This is a genomic window from Lentzea sp. NBC_00516 (assembly GCF_036346835.1).
GTDB lineage: Bacteria > Actinomycetota > Actinomycetes > Mycobacteriales > Pseudonocardiaceae > Lentzea > Lentzea sokolovensis.
Genome location: NZ_CP107840.1, coordinates 2,903,967 through 2,923,505 on the forward strand (window position 1 = coordinate 2,903,967; position 19,539 = coordinate 2,923,505).

A 19,539-nucleotide genomic window follows, 5' to 3' on the forward strand; every position below is an offset into this window, starting at 1 on the left:
GTGACGATGAAGTCCTCGAGAATCAGCGCCGCCGTACTGGCCACGGCGCTCGCCGTCACCGGGTGCGCCGGTGGTGAGCCGGAGGGGTCGGGCGGCCGGCTCGCCCTGACCGTGGCGATCGACCCCGGTCTGGAGAAGGGCGCGGTCGACGCGTTCAACGCCCGTGTCGCCGAGTTCGAGAAGGCGCATCCGGACGTGGACGTGCAGCCCCAGGAGTACAAGTGGGACGCGACGACGTTCACCGCCCAGCTCGCGGGCGGCACGCTGCCCGCCGTGTTCACCGCGCCGTTCACCGACGGCCGCGGGCTCATCGAACGCAGGCAGATCGCGGACATCAGCGGCGAGGTCGCGAAGCTGCCGTACGCCAAGGGGTTCAACGCGTCGGTGGCGAAGGCGGGCCAGGCGGCCGACGGCGCCATGCAGGCCGTGCCGATCGCCGCGTATGGCCAGGCCCTGCACTACAACCGCACGCTGTTCACGCAGGCGGGGCTCGACCCGGACAAGCCGCCGACCACGTGGGCGGAGGTGCGCTCGGCCGCGAAGCAGATCGCCGAGCGCACCGGCCAGGCCGGCTACGCCCAGATGACGGCGGGCAACACCGGCGGCTGGATCCTCGCCACGCTCGACTACGCGTTCGGCGGCCGGGTCGAGCAGCTCTCGGGTGACAGCGCGAAGTCCACGCTGAACACGGACGAGATGCGGGCCGTGCTGAAGCAGCTGCAGGACATGCGGTGGACGGACAACAGCATGGGCGCGAACTTCCTGTACGACTGGGCGACGATCAACCAGGACTTCGCCGCGGGCCGCATCGGCATGTACGTCTCGGGCGGCGGCAACTACGGCTCACTCAAGGCGCAGAACGCCTTGAAGGCCGAGGACTACGGCATCACCACGGTTCCGTTGGCGGACAAGGGCACCGCCGGCGTGCTCGGCGGCGGCTCACTCGCCGTGGTGCGCGCGAAGTCGTCCGCCGCGGTGGTGTCCGCGGGCGTGAAGTGGATCGACTTCTACTACCTGTCGAAGCTCACCGCGCAGGACCAGGCCGTGGCCGACGCGAAGACGACGGCCGAGACGGCGCAGGCGGTAGGCTCGCCCGAGCTGCCGGTGTTCGACCGCGCTCTGCACGACCAGCGCCAGCAGTGGATCGCGCAGTACGTCAACGTGCCGGTGCAGCAGATGAAGCCCTACACCGACAAGATGTTCGCGCAGCCACTGGTTCCCGAGCCCACGAGGTCGACCCAGCAGGTCTACGCGCTGCTCGACCCGGTGGTGCAGGCCGTGCTGACCGACCGGAACGCCGACGCGACCGCACTGCTCGCTCAGGCCGAGTCCCAGGCGCAGGCGCTGCTGGACCGCAAGTGACCACCACCGTCTCTCCCCGGCAGGCCGCGCCACCCCGCCCGGCACGGCCTGCCGCGCACCCCCGTCGCCGACGTCGCCGCAGTGGCCTCGCGGCCCTGCTGTTCCTGCTGCCGATGTTCGCGGTGTTCGGCGTGTTCTCCTGGATCCCGATCCTGCAGACCGCCGTGATGTCGGTGCAGCAGACGAACCTGGTCGACACCCCGGAGTTCGTCGGCCTGGACAACTTCGTGACGGTCCTGAACGACCCGCTGCTGTGGACGGCGGTCCGCAACACCCTGTGGTTCGCGTTCCTCGCGCTGCTCATCGGCTACCCCGCGCCGTTGGTGCTGGCGGTGCTGATGAACGAGGTGCGCAGGCTGCGCGGCCTCTACAGCGCGCTCGCCTACCTGCCCGTGGTGGTCCCGCCGGTGGTGGCGGTGCTGCTGTGGAAGTTCTTCTACGACGCGGGCCCGCACGGCCTGTTCAACACGGTGCTCGGCTGGGTGGGCATCGCGCCGGTCGCGTGGCTGCAGGACGGCGGCACCGCGATGGTGTCGCTCGTCGTGGAGTCCACCTGGGCGGCGATGGGCGGCACGGTCATCATCTACCTGGCCGCCCTCACCCGCGTGCCGCCGGAGCTCTACGAGGCCGCCGAGATCGACGGCGCCTCGGTGTGGCACAAGGTCTGGCACGTGACGCTGCCGCAGTTGCGGGGAGTCCTGCTGATCACGTTCATCCTGCAGATCGTCGGCACGGCCCAGGTGTTCCTGGAACCGTTCCTGTTCACCGGCGGCGGCCCGGCGAACAAGACCACCACCATCCTGCTGCTGATCTACAACTACGCCTTCGCCTCCAGCCTGGGCGGCGACTACGGCGCCGCCACCGCCCTCAGCCTGATGCTCGCCGTCGTGCTGGCCCTGCTGTCCGCCCTGTACTTCCGCCTCACGCGTTCGTGGAGCACGTCATGACCGACCGCGGAGTCCTCTCCACCCACGACCGCAAGATCCCGGCCGTCCGGCGAACCATCCGGACCGTGCAGACCCTCCTGCTCGGTGGCCTCCTGCTGATCGGCCTCGGCCCGGTCCTCTGGCTCGCGAAGGCGGCGATCACCCCGACCCAGGACACCCTGCGAGCACCGCTCGCGTTGTGGCCCAACGGGTTCGACTTCGCGAACCTCGTCACGGCGTGGACGCGGGTGGAGATCGACAAGTACTTTCTGAACACGGTGCTGCTCGCGTTCGGCGCGTGGGCGGTGCAGTTGCTGGTCGCGATGACAGCAGGGTTCGCCTTGTCCGTGTTGCGGCCGCGCTATCGGAAGGTCGTCACGGGGGTGGTGCTGGCGACGTTGTTCGTGCCGTCGGTGGTGCTGCTCGTGCCGCTCTACCTCACGATCACCGACCTGTCGCTGATCAACAGCTTCTGGGCGGTGTGGCTGCCGGCGGGCGCGAACGCGTTCAACGTCCTGCTGGTGCAACGGTTCCTCGACGGTCTGCCCCGCGAGGTGTTCGAGGCCGCGACCGTGGACGGGGCCGGTCCGTTGCGGCTGTTCGTCTCGATCGTGCTGCCGATGTCCCGTCCGATCCTCGGAGTGGTGTCGGTGTTCGCCGTCATCGCGTCGTGGAAGGACTTCCTCTGGCCGATGCTGGTGCTGCCTGATCCGGCAGTGCAGCCGTTGTCCGTGCGTCTGCCCGCACTGCAGCGGTTCGTCGAGCTCGACGTGTTCCTCGCCGCGCTCGCCATCTCGACCCTCATCCCTGTCGCGCTCTTCCTCGTCTTCCAGCGCCTGTTCCTCAACGGCAGCGCGCTCAGCGGAGCGGTGAAGGGCTGAACGAACGGAACCCCCACATGGCAACGTCGCCATGGTTGCGCGCGCTCGCAACCGCCCTGATCACCCTGTCAGCCACAGTTCTCCCCACAACGGCCACCGCGGCCACCACCCGTCTCGAGGCCGAGAACGCCGCGCTGAGCGGTGGTGCGGTCGTCCAGACCGATCACACCGGCTTCAGCGGCACCGGATTCGCCGGTGGCTTCACCGATGCGAACCGCGGCACCGCCACCACGTCGTTCGCGTGGTCCGCACCGGCCGCCGGCACCTACTCGCTCGCGGTGAAGTACGCCAACGGCACCGGCTCGCCGCGCACCCTGACGCTGCGGGTCGACGGCGCCGGTCCACGCCAGATCACCCTGCCCGCCACGGCGAACTGGGACACGTGGAGTTCGGCCTCAACCGCGGTCCAGCTACCGGCGGGTGCGCACACCTTCGCGTACAGCTTCAGCTCGGCGGACAACGGCAACGTGAACCTCGACCACCTCGCAGTCTCGAACACCGTGACCGAGTCCGGTCCCGCGTACGAGGCGGAGAACGCGACGCTCAGCGGCGGCGCGGTCGTCCAGTCCGACCACCCCGGCCACACCGGTGGCGGATTCGTCGGCGGGTACACCGACGCGAACCGCGGCACCGCGCGCACCACGTTCCGGGTCACCGCCGCGACCGCGGGTCAGCACGACCTCGCGATCCGGCTGGCGAACGGCACCGGCTCCGCCCGCACCCTGTCCCTGTACGTCGACGGCGCGAAACAACGGCAGATCAGCCTGCCTGCGACGGCGAACTGGGACACCTGGGCGACCACGACCGAACAGGTCACGCTGACGGCGGGGCAGCACGACGTCGCGCTGGCGTTCGACTCTGGTGACTCCGGCAACCTGAACCTCGACAGCCTCACCGTCAGCACCGCGGTCCAGGCCGGTCCGGGTGAGGCCGAGTCGGCCTTCCGCTCCGGCGGTGCTTCCGTCCAAACAGGACTCGCGGGCTACGCGGGTTCCGGTTACGTCGCCGGATTCGGCACGGTCGGCGCGCGCGTCGTGCGGACCATCAAAGCCGATACCGCCGGGAACGCGACCATCACCGTGCGGTTCCAGAGCACCTCGAACGCGACGCTGGCGTTGACGGCCAACGGCCGGGACGCGGGCGCCCTCTCGTTCACCGCAGGCAGCGGGTGGCGCACCACGACGGCGACGGTGCCACTGCGCGCGGGAGTCAACACCGTCGGCCTGACCAGCACTGCCGCCACTGACGTCGCGATCGACAGCATCTCGGCCAGCGGCGAAGGCTCACTCGCCGCACGCGGCGCCACGGTCCCGTACACGACCTACGAGGCCGAAGCCGCCACCACGAACGGCACGGTGCTCGCGGCGAGCCGCACGTACCGGCAGATCCAGTCCGAGGCCAGCGGCCGCAGGGCGGTGGTTCTCGACGCCGCGGGCGAGCACCTCACCGTGAAGCTCACCGCACCGGCGAACGGCCTGGTGCTGCGCTACTCGATCCCGGACAACGCGGCCGGCACCGGCCAGCGCGCACCGATCTCGTTGTACGCCAACGGGACCAAGCAGCGCGACGTCACGCTGACGTCCGAGTACAGCTGGGTGTACGGCGACTACCCGTATTTCAACAACCCGGCGCTGGGCGGCGGTCACCGGTTCTTCGACGAGACCAGGATCCTGGGCGACTGGGCGGCGGGCACCGAGCTGAAGTTCCAGGTGGACACCGCGAACGGCCTGGCCTACGTGCTCGACTTCGTGGAGGCCGAGGCAGTACCCGTGGCGGCGACCGCACCGGCGAACGCCGTGTCGATCACCTCGCACGGTGCCGTCCCGAACAACGGCTCGGACGCCACCTCCGCCATCGCTGCGGCCATCGCGGAGGGCGCCGCCCAGAACAGGCCGGTGTGGGTTCCGGCGGGCACGTTCCGCATCTCGTCGCGCATCAACGCGGGCAACGTGCGGATCATCGGCGCCGGGCCGTGGCACTCGGTCGTCCAGGGGACCGGCGCCAAGGGCGGTTTCCTCGCCACCGGCAAGGTGACGATCGCGGACCTGGCGATCTTCGGCGACGTCCGGGTGCGCGAGGACAACGGCTCCGATCCCGCGCTGGAAGGCAACTTCGGCTCGGGCTCGCTGCTGCAGAACCTCTGGATCGAGCACACCAAGGTCGGGCTCTGGGGCGACAACGGCACCAACGGCCTGTACGCGGTCGGCCTGCGCGTGCGCAACACGTTCGCGGACGGCGTGAACCTGAACGGCGATGTCGTCGACACCAGGATCGACCAGTCCACCACGCGCAACAACGGTGACGACGGCCTCGCGATGTGGTCCGAGGGCGCACCGGTGACCCGGACCGCGTTCACCTACAACACGGTGCAGTTACCGGCGGGCGCGAACGGCATCGCGGTCTACGGCGGCGCGGACAACCGCATCGAGGACAACCACGTCTCGGACATCGTCACCTCGGGATCGGGCATCGCGGTGAGCACCTGGCACCAGCCGGTTCCGTTCAGCGGCACGACGACGGTGCGCCGCAACACCCTGCTCCGCGCGGGCAGCTTCGAGCCGAACTGGAACTCGGCGATCGGCGCGCTGTGGATCTACACGGCGGACCACGAGATCCGCACGCCGGTGGTGATCAGCGATCTGACCATCACCGACAGCAGCTACCAGGGCGTGCTGATGAGCTGGCAGAAGACGATGACCCCGATCACCTTCGACAGGCTCACCATCGACGGTGCCACGTGGGGCTTCGAGATCCAGGCCGCCGGTAGCGGCACGATCTCCGGCACCAAGGTCACCCGTGCGTCCTCCGGCGGGCTGCTCAACGCCCAGGGCTTCGCGCTGACGCTGGGGGGAGGCAACTCCGGTATCTGACGCGATCCCGCTGCCGTCCCCGAACCCGCTTCACGGGGACGGCAGCGGGATCTCCAGGCTCACCGTGCCGCGCAGGTCGAGCCACGCGCGGTCGCGTCCCCGGACCAGCCGCAGCACGACCTCCTCGCAGTGCGGGCAGCGCGCGACGATGCCCGGCGCGTTCTGGTAGACGCGCAGGGTCGCCACCGAGCCGCGGTAGCCGCAGCCGGAGCACTGGCCGGTCGCCACCGTCAGGTCCACCGCGAAGATCTCTCGCAGGTCGCCCGCCAGCGCGTTGCCGTCGACGTGGTCGTCGCTCATCGGTGCTCTCCTGTCAGCCGAAGCGTTCGGTGCGGACGCGGCGGGGGTCGTGGCCGAGTGCCACGAGGATGTCGGACACCGTCTCGACGAACCCGGTCGGCCCGCACACGAAGACGTTCGGGGTGAAGTCGGCCGGCCAGGCGTGGGTGTTCAAGGTGGCCAGTCCGAGGCGTTTCGGTGGCTCGGGTGAGCCTTCCGGGGCTTGGCGGGTGTACACGAGGTGCACGTCGAGGCCGGCGTCCTCGCGGGCACGCCGGCGCAGTTCGTCGGCGTAGTAGACGTCCTCGGGCGTGCGCACCGAGTAGATCAGCCGGAACGGCACTCGGCTGCCTTCCGCGGCCCGCGTGCGGATCATCGCCATCAACGGCGCGATGCCCGATCCGCCCGCCACGAGCGTCACCGGCGCCTGGTCAGCGGCGCGCCACACGAACCAGCCGCCGACTGGACCGCGCAGCTCGATCTGGTCGCCGGGCGAGAGCACGTCGCACAGGTACGGCGACACCTCGCCGTCGGCGACCCGCTGGACGCTCAGCTCGAACCGCTCCCCGTCCGGTGCGGAGGAGATCGAGTAGCTGCGCTGCACCGAGTAGCCGTCCTCGGCGGTCAGCCGGACGTCGACGTGCTGCCCCGGCAGGTGACCGGGCCAGCCGGGCACGTCGAACACGAGGCTGCGCGCGCTCTTGGTGATGTCGGTGGATTCGGCGACCGAGGCCACCCGCCAGGTCAGTCGCCCTGGTACCGCTGCTCGCGCCATGGGTCTCCGTAGTCGTGGTAGCCCGCGCTTTCCCAGAAGCCGGGTTCGTCCTCGAGCAGCAACTGGATCCCGCGGACCCACTTCGCCGACTTCCAGAAGTACAGGTGCGGCACCAGCAGCCGCGCCGGGCCGCCGTGCTCGGGCGTGAGCTCGTCGTCGTCGTAGCGGTACGCGATCCACGCCTGGCCGTCGATCAGGTCTTCCAGCGGCAGGTTCGTCGTGTAGCCGCCGTAGGACTGGACGAGCGCGAAGTCCGCCGCCGTCTCGACGTCCTCCAGCAGGACGTCCAGCGAGACGCCCTTCCAGCGGGTGCCGAGCTTCGACCACTTGGTGACGCAGTGGATGTCCTTGGTGATCTTCTCCGCGGGCAGGTCCATCAGCTGCTGCCACGACCAGTCGTAGCGCTGACCGGCCTCGGTGTTGATCGTGAACTGCCAGCGGTCGGTGGTCACTCGCGGCGTCGGGCCCGCCGTGAGAACGGGGAAGTCCTCTGCCAGGTACTGACCGGGCGGCAGCTGCACGTCCGGTGACTGGCGTCGCCCGGTGAAACCGGGAGAGACGATTGGCATCGTGTCAGTAGACGCTAGCGGCGCGCCGAACGCCACTGCTGATCACGGAGGTCACATGGACGTCAGGGTGGAGATCACCGGCACCACGACGCTGATCCGGATGAACCGCCCGGAGCGGCGCAACGCGGTCGACGGCCCGATGGCCGCTGAGCTGCGGGACGCGTTCCTCGCGTTCGAGGCAGATTCCTCGCAACGGGTCGCGGTGCTCGCGGGCGAGGGCGGGACGTTCTGCGCGGGGGCGGACCTGAGCGTCGTCGGCGATCCCGCCCGGCGCAACGAGCTCGACCCCTCCGGTGGCGGCGCGGGCCCGATGGGGCCGACCCGGCTGGAGCTGAGCAAGCCGGTGATCGCGGCGGTCAGCGGATACGCCGTGGCGGGCGGGCTGGAGCTCGCGCTGCTGGCCGACCTGCGGGTGGTCGAGAGCGACGCGGTGTTCGGGGTGTTCTGCCGGCGGTGGGGTGTGCCGTTGATCGACGGTGGCACCGTGCGGCCGCCACGGATCGTGGGGCTGGGGCGGGCGTTGGACCTGATCCTCACCGGACGTCCGGTGCACGCCGAGGAGGCGTTGGCGATCGGGCTGGCCAACCGGGTGGTCGAGCCCGGTCAGGCGGTGGCTGCCGCGCTGGAGCTGGCCGAGCAGATCGCCGGGTTCCCGTTCGAGTGCGTGCTGGCCGATCGGGCCTCGACCTACGGCGGGCTCGATCTGCCGCTGGCCGAGGCATTGCGGGCGGAGGGGGCGGCCGGAGTGCCGATCGTGGCTCGGGAAGGAGTGGCCGGCGCCGCCCGGTTCGCGGGCGGCGCCGGACGGCACGGGAAGTTCAGCGGAGGTGACGAACGGTGAGGTCGGCGTTGCGGGCGATCTCCCGTTCGGTGAACTCGCCCTTCACCCACTGCTTCTTCGCGTAGAGGCGCGCCTGGTCGGTGTGGTGCGGAGAAGCCGGATCAGCGGACTGGCCGTAGATCAGCATCGAGCTCATCCGCGGGCCGTTCTTCGTCAGCTCGACCGCCATGACGAAGCTGGAACCGTGCGAGATCTCCGGAGTGAGTCCCGGCCGGGGCGGGCCGGGCACCGAGATGACGTTGAAGCAGCCTTCCGGGCCGCGGCAGCCGTGGATCGGAACGCCCTCGTACTGCTGGACGGCGTCGAGCGGCACGTCCACCGCGACACCCGCGTCTCCGAACAGCCGGACCGTGTCGGCGAAAGCCCGCTGGACGCCGGGATCGCTCGCGTTGATGCCGCGCGGGGTGTGGACGGGGTCGGCCGGGTCGAACGGCACCTGCCACAGGTTCGTCCCAGGACGGCCGGTCAGCGCGACGAACGAACGCCAGAAGTAGGCACCCCGGCTTTCCGAGCCGGTGTCTCCGGTGCCGGACCAGCCGGCCAGGGCCGAGCAGGCCGCGCGGACGTCCACGGGCCGGCCGTCGTTCGCGGGCAGGGTCGGGTTGGCCTGACACATCGCGACGACCGCGGCACGGCCCTGCTCGGCGGTGAGGTTGCGGTTGCCGAACATCGCCTGTTCCAGAGTGGACAGTGTGAAGGTGTTGGTGCCGATCATGTCCAGGCCCACGCGGGTGCGCGCGGACCGTTCGGTGCCGACGTCGCCGACGATGGACGGGTAGCCGGTCAGCGGTGCGGCGGGGTTCGCCAGCCACGCGCTGTCGTTCATGTTGCTGACGTGGTCACGCCGGATCAGCGTGGGCAGCTGACGAGGGCCGAACCTGCCCGGCGTCACGGCATCGGGATCGGTGCCCCAGCCGCAGTCCGACCGGCTGCCGTCGAGGACCACCAGGCCGATGGGCACGTCGGCGGCGCACCGGGCGCGCTGCTCGTCGGTGACGTGCGGGACGACCTGGACGTCGCCGAAGTACGCGGTGCCGGTAGCGTCCGAGGCGAGTGTGTTGACCCACGGGAGCGCCTGGTGGCGGACGAGCGCCTGGTGCAGGTCGGGCACACTGCGGGCGCGGGCGATGGCCAGCCACTGGTCGATGATCTGCAGGTTGCCCAGGTTCGCGTCGCGCAGCACGAACGCGGTGGTGTCCGTCCACTGCAGCGCGCGGTCGTCCTCGACCACCGGGCCGTCCGGGGTGCGGTAGAGGGTTCTCGTGGTGCCGTCGGCGGTGACCTGGTCGGCGATCATGCGGTGTGCCTTGCCGTCGACGAGGTAACTGGTCGGGTCGCCGGGGACGAGGGTCAGCTTCGAGAGCGTGATCGTCTGCGCTTCGGACGCCGTGTGGGTCCAGCCGAGCCTGTCGTTGTGGCCGATGTTGACCACCGGCACGCCGAACAGGCCCGCGCCGCTGACGTTCAGCTCGCCGGGGATCGTGAGGTGGTGCTGGTAGAAGCGCCAGGTGTCGGCCCAGTCGAAGTGCGGGTTGCCCAGCACCATGCCGGTTCCGGCTGCCGTGGCCTGCTTGCCGAGCGCGATGCCGTTGCTGGCGGGTCTTTCCTTCTCCACCCGCGCGGGTGCCGCGAGCGCCGTGCCGGGCGGCTGGGCCGACACGAGTTGCTCCTGGAAGCCCTCGCTGCCGGTGAGACCGGCGACCTGGTGGACGCGCCGCCACACGTCGATCTCGGTGATCGGCCGTGCCCAGTTCCTGCACGCCTCGGGCGCGCCGTTCTGGGTCAGGTAGCGGTTGAACCCGGCCACGTACCCCCGCACCAGGTCCTTGGCCTGCTTCGAGGGACGGTCGAGCTGCCGTTCGACCACCGCGGACTGGTTGAGGCGCTGGTAGTAGAGGTCGCTGGCGAGGTTGTCAGGCCCGAACCAGCGCGAGCGTTCGGCGGACAACGTCACGACGATCTCCGCCATGACGCAGGCGTTGTCCTCGGCGAACGCGTAGCCGAGTCCCTGGCCCACGCCGCGGTAGTCGTGTGCGAGCACGTGCGGGATGCCGTAGGAAGTTCGTCTGATCACCGTGCCGCTGTCGGCGACGGCGGGTGGGCTCGTGGCCAGAACCCCTGCTGCCACAAGCGATAACGCGATGAACCTGCGCATTCGTGATCCCCCTATTCGTTGTGCAGGACGGTGGCGATCGAGAGACGCGCCGCTCCCCTGGCCGGCACGACCGCGCCCAGCACGGCGATGACGACGCCGGTGAGGGCCAGCAGCGCGAGCAACGGCGCGTGGTAGACGTTCATGAGGATGTCGACGGCGTCGGCCTGGCCCGCGTGGGCCATGGCGGGCACGACCAGCTGGTGCACGCCGATGCCGACGGGCACGCCGATCAGTCCGCCCAGCACGCCCAACGCGCCCATGGACGTCACGAGCAGCACGGTGACCTGGCGCGGGGTCATGCCGATCGACTTGAGCATGCCGAGGTCGCGGCGCCGTTCACGGGCGTTGAGGACCACGGTGTTGAACACCCCGAGTGCGGCGACGGCGCCCAGCACCAGCGTCAGCACCAGAGCGGCGCTGATGATGATCACCGCGGTCGACGACGTGCCGTCGCGCGGCGGAAGGACGCGCAGTCCCGAATCCCCGGCCTTCACGGCGGCGGTGTAGGTGGCGCGGTCGGTACCGGCGGCCATCTGCACCAGGTACGTGTCGGCACGGGCATCGGGTTCGAGGAGGTCCACAGTGGACCAGTCGGCGAAGATCTCGTCGGCGTTGTTCGTCAGCACGACGCCGACGATCTTCACCTGCGTCCGGTTTCCCCGCGCCTGCACGGTGATCGTGTCGCCGACGGCGAGCCCGCGCTGGTTGAGGAACCTCGACGGCACCACGACCTGTCCCGGCCCGTCGGGCCAGTGCCCGGTGAGCACGCGCGGGCCGAGCGTCGCGGTGTCCCCGCGGTAGAACAGGATCGTGGCCTTCTGGGTGCCGCCCGCGACCTCGGCGTCGAGCTGGGTGGAGGCGAGAACCGCTGTCGTGCCGGGCAAGGAGCGCAGCATCGACTCGTCCTCGGCGTCACCCAGCATCGCGGCCGGCGCCTCCACACCTTCCGGACGAACGCCGGGCATGCCCGGAGGTGATCCGGCCATCAGCTCGACGCGGTCGGTGAAGTGGGGCCGGACGGCGTCGTTGTAGGCCGTCATCGACATCGTCACGCCGGCCGCGAGGGTCACGGTCATGACGCCGAGCACGACCGAGGCCAGCGTCAGCGCGCTGCGGCCGGTGCGGGCGAACGGCATCCCGAGGCCGAGGCTGATCGACCGCGGCAGCCGCGTTCCGCCCAGCCAGCGTTGAACGCGCAACGCCCTTCCGGTGTGCGCGGTGATGCCCGCGCTGATCGCCCGCGCCGCCGGAAGCCTTCGCGCTCGCAGTGCCGGAACGAGGGCTGCCGACGCCACCAGCAACGGCATGCCGACCGCCGCGATGATGTTCACCCACGGCGCGAAGCTCAGTTCGTCGACGCCGAAGCCCTCGACCGCGTCCTGCACGATCGGTTTGGCGACGAGGTTGCCCGCGACCGTGCCGAGCGCGCAGCCCGCGAACGCCGGGATCGAGACCATCACCAGGTACACGGCCATGACCTGGTTCGGGGTGAAGCCGATCGCCTTGAGCATCCCGATGTGCCGCAGGCCCGCGACGACGGCGCCGCTCACGACGTTGGCGACGATCAGCACCGCCACGGCGAGCCCGAGAATCCCGAAGATCATCAGGAACGGGATGAACACGCCGAGCTCGGACGTCGCCTTGTCCTTGACGGTGAGGTGCGACAGCGTGCCGAGCAGCGCGCCCTGCGGTAGCCCCGCTGTGACCGCCGCCTGTCCTGCCTCGACCTGGGCGGCGGTGCCGGCCTGCGTGAACCGGTAGAGCATCTGCAGCGCGTTCGGTCGCAGTGCCCCGATCTGCCCGGGAGTCACCCACGCGTCGGCGGATCCGGTCACCGAGTGGGCGAACCCGACGACCTTCAGCACCGGACGTCCTGGCAGCCGCAGCTCGAAACCGACGTCCATCCGGCCGACGGATCCCGGCGTGCGGTTCAGGACGATCTCACCGGCGTTGGTGGCCCACCTGCCCTGCCACACCGAAACGCGATCGACTTGGCCACCGGGCTCGGCCCGTCCCACCACGGTGAGCGCGCCGAGGAAGACCTCCCCGGTCGAAGTGTCCACAGTGGCCTGCTGGAACGGGCCCGCCGACACGGTCTGTCCCGCTGCCTGCCTCAGCTGGGCCTCGGTCACCTTCGCCGGGTCGAACGCCGCGGCCAGGTGCGCGCCCTGCTGGGTGGCGAAGGCCCGGTCGAACGGCGCGGCGGACGCGTCCAGCAGGCCGAGCGCCATCACGAGCGTCGCACTCGCCGCGCAGACCACGACACCGATCACGATCGTCTGCAGCTTGCGTCGCCGGACCGCGGCCCAGGACGCCGACCACACCGCGCTCATGCCCGATCCATGCTGTGCTCGCGGGCGATCCGGCCGTCGACGACCTCGATCACCCTGGTGGCGCAGCGGGTGGCGAGGCGTTCGTCGTGGGTGACGAGCAGCAGGGTCTGGCCGATCTGGTTGAGGTCGAGCAGCAGGTCCATGACCTGCTCGCCGGACCTGCTGTCGAGGGCGCCGGTCGGTTCGTCGGCGAGCAGCAGGGCGGGGCGGTTCATCAACGCCCGCGCCACCGCGACGCGCTGCCGTTCGCCGCCGCTGAGCTGCGCCGGGTAGATGTTCTTGCGGCTGGAGATGCCGAGCTCGCCGAACAACTCCAGGGCGCGTGCGCGGGCCTGGTTCGCTTTCATGCCGGTGAGCTGGGCGGCGAGGGCGACGTTGTCGAGCGCCGACAGGTCGTCCAGCAGGTTGAAGAACTGGAAGATCATGCCGATGCCACGCCGGCGGAACAGGGCGAGGCCGGTCTCGCTGAGCACGCCGAGGTCGGAACCGTGCACGATCACGCCGCCCGACGTCGGGCGGTCGAGGCCGGCGATCATGTTGAGCAGCGTGGACTTCCCGCTGCCGGACGGCCCCATCACCGCGACGGCCTCCCCTGCGCGGACGACGAGGGACACCCCGTCCAGGGCGGTCGAGTCGCTGTACTCCTTGCGCACGTTCGTCAGTTCGACGACGGCGTCTGCGTTCTGCATGGCGGCCATCTTGCTGAGCCGCGCGTTCGGAGACGTCAGTCCGGGGAGGTAACTCGGCGGGCGGGGTCATCCTGGGGATGTAGTGACTGCATCCGGGGTTTGATGCGCGGGTGATCGGCGCTCTGGGACAGTGACGGGGTGTGGGAGCTGGTGGTGGCCGTCGTCGCCTGCCTGGCCGCCGCGTACTTCGCGGTGCGGCTGGTGGCGGCCAGGCGCGCGTACACCCGTGCGATGGAGGAACGCGGCTGGTTGCTGGAGCGGGAACGGGAGACCGCCGCCCGCACCGCCGTCGACGCCGAACGGGCCCGCATCGCACGGGAACTGCACGACATCGTGAGCCACAACGTGAGCGTGATGGTGGTGCAGGCCGGGGCGGCGCGGCGGGTGCTCACCGCCGGGACGTCCGAGGCGACCGACGCGTTGCTGGCCGTGGAGAACGCGGGCCGCGACACGATGACCGAGCTGCGGCACATGCTAGGGCTGCTCGCGCCGTCCGCCGACAACGATGATCTGCTGGCGCCGCAACCCGGTCTGAGCCGGTTGAGCTCGCTGGTCGACCGGATGTGCTTCGCCGGGCTGCCGGTGGAGGTGCGCATCTCCGGCGAGCCGCGGCCGTTGCCGTCCGGTGTCGACCTGACGGCGTACCGGATCGTGCAGGAGGCGCTGACCAACGCGTTGAAGCACGGCGACGGCAGGAAGGCGGAGGTGACGGTGCGGTACGCGGAGCACCACCTGCGGGTCGAGGTGCTCAACTCCGGGCCCAGCACGCTGTCCGGCGATTCGATGTCCTTTGAGGACGGTCAGGGACGGGGGCTGCTCGGGTTGCGGGAACGTGTGGCGGTGCTGGGCGGCGATCTGGACGCGCGCAGGCGGCTCGGCGGCGGGTTCCGCGTCCGCGCCAAGATCCCGATCGAGCGGCCGTGACCGGGCCTCGCGTGGTGATCGCGGACGACCAGGCGTTCGTGCGCATCGGGTTCCGGATGATCCTGAACTCCGGTGGCATCGAGGTCGTCGGCGAGGCCGCGGACGGGGCCGAGGCGGTGTCGGTCGTGCGCGATCTCCGGCCGGACGTCGTGCTGATGGACATCCGCATGCCGGGCATGGACGGGCTGGAGGCGTGCCGGCGGATCGTGCAGGAGCCGGGCGACTCCCGCGTGCTGATGCTGACGACGTTCGACCTCGACCGGTACGTGTACGAGGCTTTGGCGGCGGGTGCCAGCGGGTTCCTGTTGAAGGACGTCACGCCGGAACACCTGATCGCGTCCGTGCGGCTCGTCGAGACCGGTGACGCCCTGCTCGCGCCGTCGATCACCCGGCGCCTCGTGGAACGCTTCGCCTCCGGCGTCTCCGGCGTCTCCGCTCCCGCCGTGCACAGGGATCTCGCTGTTCTGACACCGCGGGAACGCGAGGTGCTCGCGTTGGTCGGGAGTGGACGGTCGAACTCCGAGATCGCCTCGTACCTCACGTTGAGCGAGGCCACCGTGAAGACGCACGTGGCACGCATCTTCGCCAAGCTGGAGCTGCGCGACCGCGCGCAGGCCGTCGTCCTCGCCTACGAGACGGGCCTGGTCACGCCCGGCGCGTGAGCTCCCAGGCGGTGATCTCGGTCCTGGTGCGCAACCCGAGTTTGGCCAGCACGCTGCGCACGTGCGTCTCGACGGTGCGTTCGCTCAGGTGCAGTTTCGTCGCGATCTGCCGGTTGGTGAGGGCCTGCGCCACCAGGTCCACGACCTCGGACTCGCGGGGCGACAACGGATCCCGTGCCTGTTCGTCGGTCTTGATCTGCTTCAGGAACCGGTCTGCCTGCGCGAGCCGGATCGGCATGTCCAGCGCCCGGAACTCGGCCGCGGCCTCGGTCGCGAGCGTCCGTGCCGCAGCCGGGTCGGTGAGTGCTCTGGCGAGTCCGAGCCGGCTGAGCGCGGTGAACGGCCGCGCGCCGATGCGGGCGTTCATCTCCAGCGCCAGCCGGTAGTGCTCCGCCGCGACCTCCCTGCGGCCGCACGTCATCGCGAGGTCGCCGAGCAACTGCGGCGTGGCGGCGTTGGAGAACACCGCACCGGACCCGTCCGCTCCGTAGTGCGGCTCCAGCACGGACAGCACCTCGTACACCCCGGCCGCCGCCTCGGCGTCGTCCAGCAGGCACGCGACCGCACCGATGTGCGAGACCAGCGGCGCCCACGTGGGCGCGACCTCCAGCGTCGCCGGCAGCGCCCGGAACTCCTCGAACGTGGCCCGCGCCTGCTCGGTCTCCCCGAGCAACGCGTGCAGGAGCGGCACGTAGACACGGGCCAGCGGAATGTCGCCGACCTGGTCGAGCACCGCGAACGCCTCCCGCGCCGCCGCTTCGTCGACGCCGCCTTCGAGTTGCGCCAACCCCTGCTGGAACGCGTAGTACATGCCCGTGGTGGCCGTCGCCCTGATCCGCTCGGCCACAGCCCTCGCGGTCTCGTTGCACTCCCGCGCTCTCCGCAACTGCCCGACCAGCGCCGCCCGCGTGGCCCGCAACCGGTGCAGGTGCCACCACGCCACCGCGTGCTGCCGCGCCGCCGCGAACTGCTCGATCAGTTCCAGCTGCCGGTCGAGCTCGCCCAGATCCCCGGCCTGCAACGCCGCGTCGACCAGCCACACGTGCCCCCACAGCTCGGCGTGCGGCTGCCGGGCCGTCCCGGCCAGTTCCACGGCCCGGGTCGCCAGCACGACCCGTTCGTCGCGGAACTGCGGCGCGCACAACGCCAGGTGCCGGGCGTGGATGCCGTCCAGTTCCGCGTCGGGGTCGCCGCTGCGCACCGCGAGCTCCAACGCCGTCGCGGACAGCTCGCGTGCGCGGTCTCCGTGACCGGTGGTGGTGGCCGCCATGGCGCGGCGGGCGAGCAGCCGGGACGCGGTGGCTTCGCCGGGGTGGTGCCGCAGGGCGGTGGCGCAGAGTTGGTCGACGGCGGTCAGCAGCGAGCGGTCGCCCATGCCGGTGATGACGAGGGCCGCTTCGGCGATGAGGTCCGGGGTGCCCGACTGCTCGGCGAGACGGGCAGCGGTGCGGCAGTGGTCCAGGCTCGCCGCGGTGTCGCCGGCGAGGAACTCGGCTCGTGCGAGTGCGAGGGTGAGCTCCGCCGTCTTCTCCTCGGACGAAGCGAGTGCGAGTGCGGCGAACCCGACCGCCTCGTCGTAGGCCAGCTCCGCCGTGGCGGCCCGCGCCGCCTCGGTCGCCCACCGAGTGCACTCCGCGGGCGCGTCCACTCCGCTCGCACGCCGCCACTGAGCCGCGATCCTGCCCGGCACCCCACCCGCGGCGGCCAGCGCCAGCGCACACCGCCGATGCAGGCCGGCCCGCACCGAAGGCGCGAGGTCCTCGTACACCGCATCCCTGACCAGGGCGTGGGCGAAGGCCAGCGCCCCGTCGTGGACCTGCAGCACCCCGGCCGCGACAGCCTCGTCCAGTGACGCCGAAGGCTCGTCCCCGGTGACGGCCGCGAGCAGCGCGGGTTCGATCCGCTCCCCCAGCACGCTCGCCATCCCAAGCACGTCCCGGGCCCGTGCGCCCAACCGGTCCAGCCGCGACAACACCAGCCGATGGAGTTCCCCGGCCTCCTCACCGCTGTCGAGCAGCATCCGCACGTACAGCGGGTTGCCGCCCGTGCTGTCCACGAGTCGCGCGGCCAGTGCGTCCGGGTCCGCCACGCCCGCCGAACGCGCCCACCCGGCCACGTCTCCCCTGGTCAGCCCACCCAGGTGCACCGTGCGGGTGGCGGGGGCACGCATCAGCTCGGACAGCTCGGCATCGCGGTAGGTCGCGACCACCAGGATCCGCGCGGCGGGCAACTCGGCCGCCAGGTGACCGAGCAGGCGCAACGACGTGCGGTCCGCCCAGTGCAGGTCCTCCAGCACGATCAGCAGTCCGGCCGCGCTCGCCTCGGCCACCAGCACGTCCGCGGCGTCGGCGAGCATGGCGAAGCGCGCGGAGTCGTCCAGATGCGCCTCGGACAGCACTCGCCGCAGCTCGGGCAGCGAACGAGCGAGCCTGCGCCAGGGCCACAGCGGAGGCATGCCGGGGTCGTCGACGGCGTGACCACGCGCGACCGGGATTCCGTACGACGAAGCCATCGACACGACGGCCGAAGCCAGCCGGGTCTTGCCGATGCCCGCCTCACCTCGAACCAGCACGAGCCGGCCGGAGCCGCCCGCCGCCGCGACGAGGCTCGCACGGAGCGTGGCCAGCTCGCGGTCCCGTCCGAAGATCGGAGTCTCCTCCACACCCGGAGTATCGCCGACCGGTGGCGGTTCAGTACCGCACTCCGTACTGGCACGGATCCGCGTCGCGCCGAACGGGCCGAGACTCGGTGCACCACCAGAGGAGGCGACCATGTACGCGCAGCTCACCTACTTCGACGGGCCCCGAGGCCCGGAACAGCTGGCCGCCGCGGACTTCGCGGCCAAGCAACGGATCACGCCCGCGGCCCTGTCGGTGCCGGGCAACATCGCGACCTACGTGCTGCGCCGGGCGGACGGGGCAGAGGTTGTGGTGTCGATCGCCGAGTCCGAGCAGGTGCTGATCGACACGCAGAAGGCGATCATGAGCACGCAGTTGCTGCCCGGCGAGGACGCGGCACTGCTGCGGGGCGCGGACCGCGTCGAGATCTACCCGGTGCTCGAGGTCTTCGAGTACGACGGCGGACAGTCATGACCGCCGTGCGCACGCTCGCCGCAGGAGTGTGGCGGGCGGACCTCACTCGGAGCACCGCGTCGTTCCAGGTCGGCAACCTGGGCCGCAAGGCGCACGGCACCGTGCCCGTCACCGCGGGCACCGTCGAGATCGGCACGGACGGCGCGCTGCTGGCCGTGCACGGCACGCTCGACCTGGGCGCCATCGACACCGGGAACGCCAAGCGCGACCTGGACCTGCGCAAACCAGGCCTGCTCGACCTCGACCGGCATCCCACGATGAGGTTCACCGCGACGTCCGCGCGGGTGGCCGGCAGCGGCTGGCAGGTCACCGGCACGCTCACCGCCAGGGGTGCGCACACCACGATCGAAGGCACCGCCGAACTGTCCTCGGTGGACGAACGGGAGGCGGTGCTGACCGCGACGGCCCGGCTGGACCGCCGCACGCTGGGCGTCCGCGCGCCGGGGTTCCTGATCGGCCGGTACGTCGACATCACCGTCACCGCGGTGATCAGGCCGGTGTGACCCCGCGTCAGCCGCCGAGGGGCAAGCGGACCTCGGCGGCCTTCGCGGCGCCGTACTTCGCGACCAGCACCTCGTCGAACAGCTGGTCCTTGCTCAGGTTCTTCTCGTTGCGCAGCGCGTTCAGGTCGGCGTCCGTCAGCCCGAAGACCGCAAGGGAGTCGAACTTCCACCTGCCGTCCTCGCGCACGAAGCCGAAGATCGTGCCGGTGAACTCACCGTCGAGAAGCACCTTGGCGATGGCGTTGTCCTTGGTGATCGCCGGCTTGTCCAGGGTGACGTCGGCGATGCTCGCGGCACCGACGATGTTCCGGTCGACCGCGGCCTTCACCAGGTCCTTCGGCGACGCGCCGCGCACCGTCGAGGGGTCCAGGTCCGCGCGCATCGCGTACGCGAGGACGCGGCCACTCGGCACGAGGGGGTCGAGTTCGCTCTCCGTGGCGGTGAGCGCGAGCTTCCTGATCTTGTCGTACTCGTCGAGGGTGTTGCGCGACACCACTTCGACGGCGGTGGCGCCGTCGTTGGCCAGCGCCGCCTTCGCGTAGGTGTCGAAGACGTCCCGAATGGACTGTGCGTCCTCCACCGGCGTCGCGCTCGGAGTGGATGTGGTGGCCGGTGCGGAAGTGCCGCACGCGGCCGCGAAAAGGCATAGGGCTGCCACGATGAAACGTCTCACGCGCG

General features: G+C 70.8%; 17 protein-coding genes. 9 read left to right on the forward strand and 8 right to left on the reverse strand.

The features are described from left to right. Positions 1–6: 6 nt before the first annotated feature. Genes OG205_RS13045 through OG205_RS13060 form a run of 4 tightly spaced genes read left to right on the forward strand, consistent with a single transcriptional unit; the run spans position 7 to position 6,039 of the window. Positions 7–1,362: an ABC transporter substrate-binding protein gene (locus tag OG205_RS13045; RefSeq protein WP_330276487.1), complete on the forward strand. Its 1,356-nt coding sequence runs from the start codon at positions 7–9 to the stop codon at positions 1,360–1,362. Then, positions 1,359–2,309, forward strand: coding sequence for a carbohydrate ABC transporter permease (locus OG205_RS13050; RefSeq protein WP_330276488.1), 951 nt, complete (start codon positions 1,359–1,361; stop codon positions 2,307–2,309). Before OG205_RS13045 ends, OG205_RS13050 begins: the two co-directional genes overlap by 4 nt. After that, positions 2,306–3,169, forward strand: a complete 864-nt coding sequence (locus OG205_RS13055) for a carbohydrate ABC transporter permease (protein WP_330276489.1) — start codon at positions 2,306–2,308, stop codon at positions 3,167–3,169. The genes OG205_RS13050 and OG205_RS13055 overlap by 4 nt, the downstream gene beginning before the upstream one ends. 35 nt (positions 3,170–3,204) lie before the next feature. Next, on the forward strand, positions 3,205–6,039 hold the full coding sequence (locus tag OG205_RS13060) for a carbohydrate-binding protein (protein WP_330276490.1): 2,835 nt from the start codon (positions 3,205–3,207) through the stop codon (positions 6,037–6,039). Between the two features lie 30 nt (positions 6,040–6,069). Here the strand turns inward: OG205_RS13060 and OG205_RS13065 are convergent, their stop codons facing one another. From OG205_RS13065 to OG205_RS13075, 3 genes are read right to left on the reverse strand one after another with little or no spacing between them, the layout of a single operon-like run. Continuing rightward, positions 6,070–6,339: a DUF6510 family protein gene (locus tag OG205_RS13065; protein WP_093601719.1), complete on the reverse strand. Its 270-nt coding sequence runs from the start codon at positions 6,337–6,339 to the stop codon at positions 6,070–6,072. A gap of 13 nt (positions 6,340–6,352) precedes the next feature. Then, positions 6,353–7,093, reverse strand: coding sequence for a ferredoxin reductase (locus OG205_RS13070; protein WP_330276491.1), 741 nt, complete (start codon positions 7,091–7,093; stop codon positions 6,353–6,355). Next, complete coding sequence (locus tag OG205_RS13075) at positions 7,063–7,662, reverse strand: sulfite oxidase-like oxidoreductase (protein ID WP_319979547.1); 600 nt, start codon at positions 7,660–7,662, stop codon at positions 7,063–7,065. Before OG205_RS13075 ends, OG205_RS13070 begins: the two co-directional genes overlap by 31 nt. Before the next feature lie 55 nt (positions 7,663–7,717). Between OG205_RS13075 and OG205_RS13080 the strand changes: the two genes are divergently transcribed. Beyond that, on the forward strand, positions 7,718–8,503 hold the full coding sequence (locus OG205_RS13080; RefSeq protein WP_330276492.1) for a crotonase/enoyl-CoA hydratase family protein: 786 nt from the start codon (positions 7,718–7,720) through the stop codon (positions 8,501–8,503). Here OG205_RS13080 and OG205_RS13085 read toward each other — a convergent pair. The 3 genes from OG205_RS13085 to OG205_RS13095 are packed head-to-tail and all read right to left on the reverse strand — an operon-like array spanning position 8,481 to position 13,680. Beyond that, positions 8,481–10,658 (reverse strand): penicillin acylase family protein, encoded by a 2,178-nt coding sequence (locus OG205_RS13085; protein ID WP_330276493.1) that lies wholly within the window; start codon positions 10,656–10,658, stop codon positions 8,481–8,483. The genes OG205_RS13080 and OG205_RS13085 overlap by 23 nt on opposite strands. An 11-nt stretch (positions 10,659–10,669) precedes the next feature. Then, positions 10,670–12,991 carry an ABC transporter permease gene (locus OG205_RS13090; protein WP_330276494.1) on the reverse strand — a complete coding sequence of 774 codons (2,322 nt, stop codon included), beginning with the start codon at positions 12,989–12,991 and terminating at the stop codon, positions 10,670–10,672. Next, positions 12,988–13,680: an ABC transporter ATP-binding protein gene (locus tag OG205_RS13095; RefSeq protein WP_330276495.1), complete on the reverse strand. Its 693-nt coding sequence runs from the start codon at positions 13,678–13,680 to the stop codon at positions 12,988–12,990. Before OG205_RS13095 ends, OG205_RS13090 begins: the two co-directional genes overlap by 4 nt. Positions 13,681–13,818: 138 nt before the next feature. Between OG205_RS13095 and OG205_RS13100 the strand changes: the two genes are divergently transcribed. Both OG205_RS13100 and OG205_RS13105 read left to right on the forward strand, forming a co-directional pair. Continuing rightward, the gene (locus tag OG205_RS13100; RefSeq protein ID WP_330276496.1) at positions 13,819–14,604 is read left to right on the forward strand and encodes a sensor histidine kinase; all 786 of its coding nucleotides are present in this window, start codon (positions 13,819–13,821) and stop codon (positions 14,602–14,604) included. Beyond that, positions 14,601–15,266 carry a response regulator transcription factor gene (locus OG205_RS13105; protein ID WP_330276497.1) on the forward strand — a complete coding sequence of 222 codons (666 nt, stop codon included), beginning with the start codon at positions 14,601–14,603 and terminating at the stop codon, positions 15,264–15,266. The genes OG205_RS13100 and OG205_RS13105 overlap by 4 nt, the downstream gene beginning before the upstream one ends. On the opposite strand, the gene OG205_RS13110 is transcribed toward OG205_RS13105, so the two are convergent. Further along, positions 15,250–17,928, reverse strand: a complete 2,679-nt coding sequence (locus OG205_RS13110; protein WP_330276498.1) for an ATP-binding protein — start codon at positions 17,926–17,928, stop codon at positions 15,250–15,252. The two genes, OG205_RS13105 and OG205_RS13110, sit on opposite strands and share 17 nt — an antisense overlap. A 109-nt stretch (positions 17,929–18,037) precedes the next feature. Between OG205_RS13110 and OG205_RS13115 the strand changes: the two genes are divergently transcribed. Together OG205_RS13115 and OG205_RS13120 are read left to right on the forward strand one after the other, a co-directional pair. Continuing rightward, entirely contained in the window at positions 18,038–18,358 is a 321-nt protein-coding gene (locus OG205_RS13115; protein ID WP_330276499.1) for a hypothetical protein, read from the forward strand. Further along, on the forward strand, positions 18,355–18,861 hold the full coding sequence (locus tag OG205_RS13120; RefSeq protein ID WP_330276500.1) for a YceI family protein: 507 nt from the start codon (positions 18,355–18,357) through the stop codon (positions 18,859–18,861). The genes OG205_RS13115 and OG205_RS13120 overlap by 4 nt, the downstream gene beginning before the upstream one ends. A gap of 7 nt (positions 18,862–18,868) precedes the next feature. On the opposite strand, the gene OG205_RS13125 is transcribed toward OG205_RS13120, so the two are convergent. After that, the gene (locus OG205_RS13125; RefSeq protein WP_330276501.1) at positions 18,869–19,534 is read right to left on the reverse strand and encodes a hypothetical protein; all 666 of its coding nucleotides are present in this window, start codon (positions 19,532–19,534) and stop codon (positions 18,869–18,871) included. Between the last annotated feature and the right edge of the window lie 5 nt (positions 19,535–19,539).

Excerpts from the sequence above, each read along its gene's own strand:
- OG205_RS13080 (WP_330276492.1), top strand. The coding sequence starts at position 7,718 with ATGGACGTCAGGGTGGAGATCACCGGCACCACGACGCTGATCCGGATG.
- OG205_RS13120 (WP_330276500.1), top strand. The coding sequence starts at position 18,355 with ATGACCGCCGTGCGCACGCTCGCCGCAGGAGTGTGGCGGGCGGACCTC.
- OG205_RS13070 (WP_330276491.1), bottom strand. The coding sequence starts at position 7,093 with ATGGCGCGAGCAGCGGTACCAGGGCGACTGACCTGGCGGGTGGCCTCG.
- OG205_RS13075 (WP_319979547.1), bottom strand. The coding sequence starts at position 7,662 with ATGCCAATCGTCTCTCCCGGTTTCACCGGGCGACGCCAGTCACCGGAC.
- OG205_RS13085 (WP_330276493.1), bottom strand. The coding sequence starts at position 10,658 with ATGCGCAGGTTCATCGCGTTATCGCTTGTGGCAGCAGGGGTTCTGGCC.
- OG205_RS13095 (WP_330276495.1), bottom strand. The coding sequence starts at position 13,680 with ATGCAGAACGCAGACGCCGTCGTCGAACTGACGAACGTGCGCAAGGAG.
- OG205_RS13055 (WP_330276489.1), top strand. The coding sequence starts at position 2,306 with ATGACCGACCGCGGAGTCCTCTCCACCCACGACCGCAAGATCCCGGCC.
- OG205_RS13090 (WP_330276494.1), bottom strand. The coding sequence starts at position 12,991 with ATGAGCGCGGTGTGGTCGGCGTCCTGGGCCGCGGTCCGGCGACGCAAG.
- OG205_RS13045 (WP_330276487.1), top strand. The coding sequence starts at position 7 with ATGAAGTCCTCGAGAATCAGCGCCGCCGTACTGGCCACGGCGCTCGCC.
- OG205_RS13065 (WP_093601719.1), bottom strand. The coding sequence starts at position 6,339 with ATGAGCGACGACCACGTCGACGGCAACGCGCTGGCGGGCGACCTGCGA.
- OG205_RS13115 (WP_330276499.1), top strand. The coding sequence starts at position 18,038 with ATGTACGCGCAGCTCACCTACTTCGACGGGCCCCGAGGCCCGGAACAG.